Genomic DNA, 2,942 nt, shown 5'->3' with positions numbered 1-2,942 from the left:
TAAGTGAGACGTTTGGACGTATGGGCGTTTGGGCGTATGGGAGTATGGGAGTAGGGGCGTATGGGAGTATGGGAGTAGGGGCGTATGGGAGTGTGGGAGTGAAGACGTGTGGACGTATGGGCGTATGGGAGTGTGGGAGTGAACACGTATGGGTGTATGGGCGTATGGGAGTAAAGACGTGCACTCGTCTTAAATTCGTGCATACGCCCATACTTGCATACGTACATACTCGAAGAAGTGGGGGAGTTATTGGGAGTGGAGACGTAAATACGTCTTAAATACGTGCATACCCCCATACGTACATACTCCCATACGTCTTAAATACGTACATACTCGAAGAAGTATGGGAGTGAAGCATGGGTAAATTTGCTAAAAGTTTCAGAGAGCTGGAAGTTTATCAAAACGCCTTGGATTTGGCTGGAGAGATCAACAAGTTTGCCAGGACATTTCCGATAGAAGAACGGTTTGCCCTTGGAGATCAGATCCGGAGGGCCTCCATGTCTGTTTGCCTGAACACTGCCGAGGCATGGAGAAAACGAAGATATAAGGCAGCCTTCATAGCAAAGCTAAGTGATGCCGAAACCGAAGCTACTGAAGTTCAAGCATGTTTAGATTTAGCCAGAAAATTTGGCTACCTGGAAGATGAAAGACGCCAGAATCTTGATGAGCGTTACGAATATATCATTGCCCAATTGATAACCATGTCCAATAAGGCAGACAACTGGTGTAGAACGTAGGGGAGTGGGGAGACGTGTGGGAGTAGGGACGTATGGGCGTATGGGAGTTTGGGAGTTAAGACGTACATACTTCTTAAATACGTGCATACGCCCATACGTACATACTCCCATACTTCTTAACTACGTACATACCCCCATACGTCTTAAATAGTGGATCAAAGTAAAAACTAATCACTGGAAAATCTGGAATGCGAAAATATCTGGTTAAATTTCTGCCGCATATAGGATGCGGGTTCTTTTTCAGCATGTTTATAAACCTGCTGGCCCTGGCCTATATCCTGTACTTGAGAAATCTTTTCGACAAAGTAATGGACAGCCGCAGCATGGAAACCCTGTTTTTCCTGACTGCAGCTGTGGTCGGACTTTACGTGGTGTCCGGCATCCTTGAAGTAATCCGGTCCAAGCTTCTGGTGCGCATTGGGGTGCAGTTCGACCGGATAGTAGCCACCCGCGTATTTGCCCGGATGATCAGAAGCTCTGTTGAGCCCGGCTCTCCCAGGCATACCCAGGGGCTCAAGGATGTAAACAGCATCCGCAATTTCCTGGGCGGCACAGGCATATTCGCCCTGTTTGACACCCCCTGGGTCCCGGTTTTCCTGGCGGTTATCTTTCTGTTTCATCCCCTTCTGGGTATCATTGCCTGCGGCGGAGCCCTGCTTTTGTTTTTGCTGGTAGTGGTGCAGGAAATCACCACTTCGCGCATGCAGGCCCTTCATTCCCAGTCGGCAATGACCACGGACCAGTTTTTGAATTCCTCCATGCGCAACTCCCAGACCGTGTTCGCCATGGGCATGTTTCCAGCCATGACCAGGCAGTGGCGGCAGTACAACGACCAGGATGTCTACTACGAAGATACCCTGGCGGCCAGAAACGGCTTTTTTCAAAGCCTGGCCAAGTTCATCATGATGGGTACGGTTATCAGTGTCATGGCTACAGGAGCCTACCTGATAATCATCCATGAAATAACCCTGGGCACAATGGTGGCCTCGGCAATGTTCATGAGCCGGGCTCTGTCGCCCATCATGATGCTGGGCAACGCATGGCGAAGCCTTGTTGATGCCAGGATCGCTTATAAAAGGCTAAATGAACTGCTGGGTAGTGGTCCTGATCATGAAGACGAGGACATGGACCCGCCGGATAAACCTGGAGTGTACAGGGCGGACAATGTGCACGTAAGCATAAACAGCCTTCCTGTGCTCAAGGGGATATCTTTTAATATTTATCCCGGGCAGATGCTGGCTGTAACCGGTCCCAGCGGAGCGGGAAAAACCACCCTTGCCCGGGTCATGCTAGGACTCTGGAAGCCTGATAAGGGAAGGGTGTATCTGGATGAGACTCCGGTGGACGAACTGGATCAATCACTCCTTGGGCAGAAGCTTGGCTACATGCCCCAGGAAGTGGAGCTGTTCTCCGGAACCGTGGCCGAAAACATAGCCAGGCTGGATGAAGTGGATTCGCCGGCAGTAGTGGATGCGGCCATGCAGGCCGGTGCGCATGATATGATACTGGGACTCAACAATGGATACGACACCCGTATCGGGTCTGGAGGCATCAATCTCTCAGGAGGCCAGAAACAGCGCATAGTGCTGGCCAGAGCTCTGTACAACGACCCCTGGATGCTGGTCCTTGACGAGCCTGACTCGCACCTGGACCAGCCCGGCAGAGAAGCCATGAAGGAAGTGCTTGCAAAGTTGAAAGAAAAAGAAGTATTCGTAGTGGTCATAACTCACAACCAGGAACTGATAAAAATGGCGGATCGCGTCCTGGATCTGGAAAAGGGTGAAGTTTATGAGGGTGAAGGCGGTCCAGCTGAGGTCAGGGAGTTGGAGGATTAAGGATCATGGGATTGGGGAATTCAGGAATTTAGGGATTGAGGGATTGGGGGATGCAAGGCATAGGGCGTAGGGCATGGAGCATGGGGCAGAGGGATTAAGAAATTTAAGGATTGGGGGATTGAGGGATGCAAGGCATAGGGGAAGAAGTATGGGAGTGGGGACGTGTGGGCGTGCGGGAGCATTCTAAAACTCTAAAAACTTGCATACGTACATACGTCTAAAGTACGTGCACACTCCCATACTTACATACTCCCAAACGTCTTAAATGGGATTAGCCGGAGGGGCTTTAAACTTTACAGAATAAATTTTTAACTCTCAAGATTAGAGACAGGGATATGAGCGAAAACAGACTGCAGGGCAATAATAATGT

At 50.1% G+C, this 2,942-nt stretch carries 2 protein-coding genes; both read left to right on the top strand.

Annotated elements, in window-relative coordinates:
• The first annotated feature begins 356 nt into the window (after positions 1–356).
• On the top strand, positions 357–737 hold the full coding sequence (locus tag D5S03_RS12700; protein WP_287044283.1) for a four helix bundle protein: 381 nt from the start codon (positions 357–359) through the stop codon (positions 735–737).
• 188 nt (positions 738–925) lie between these two features.
• A complete protein-coding gene (locus D5S03_RS12695; protein ID WP_287044282.1) occupies positions 926–2,572 on the top strand; it encodes a type I secretion system permease/ATPase in 1,647 nt (548 codons plus the stop codon).
• Positions 2,573–2,942: the final 370 nt, after the last annotated feature.

The organism is Desulfonatronospira sp. MSAO_Bac3, from assembly GCF_003838035.1.
GTDB lineage: Bacteria > Desulfobacterota > Desulfovibrionia > Desulfovibrionales > Desulfonatronovibrionaceae > Desulfonatronospira > Desulfonatronospira thiodismutans.
This window is presented reverse-complemented; position numbering and strand designations above follow the sequence as displayed.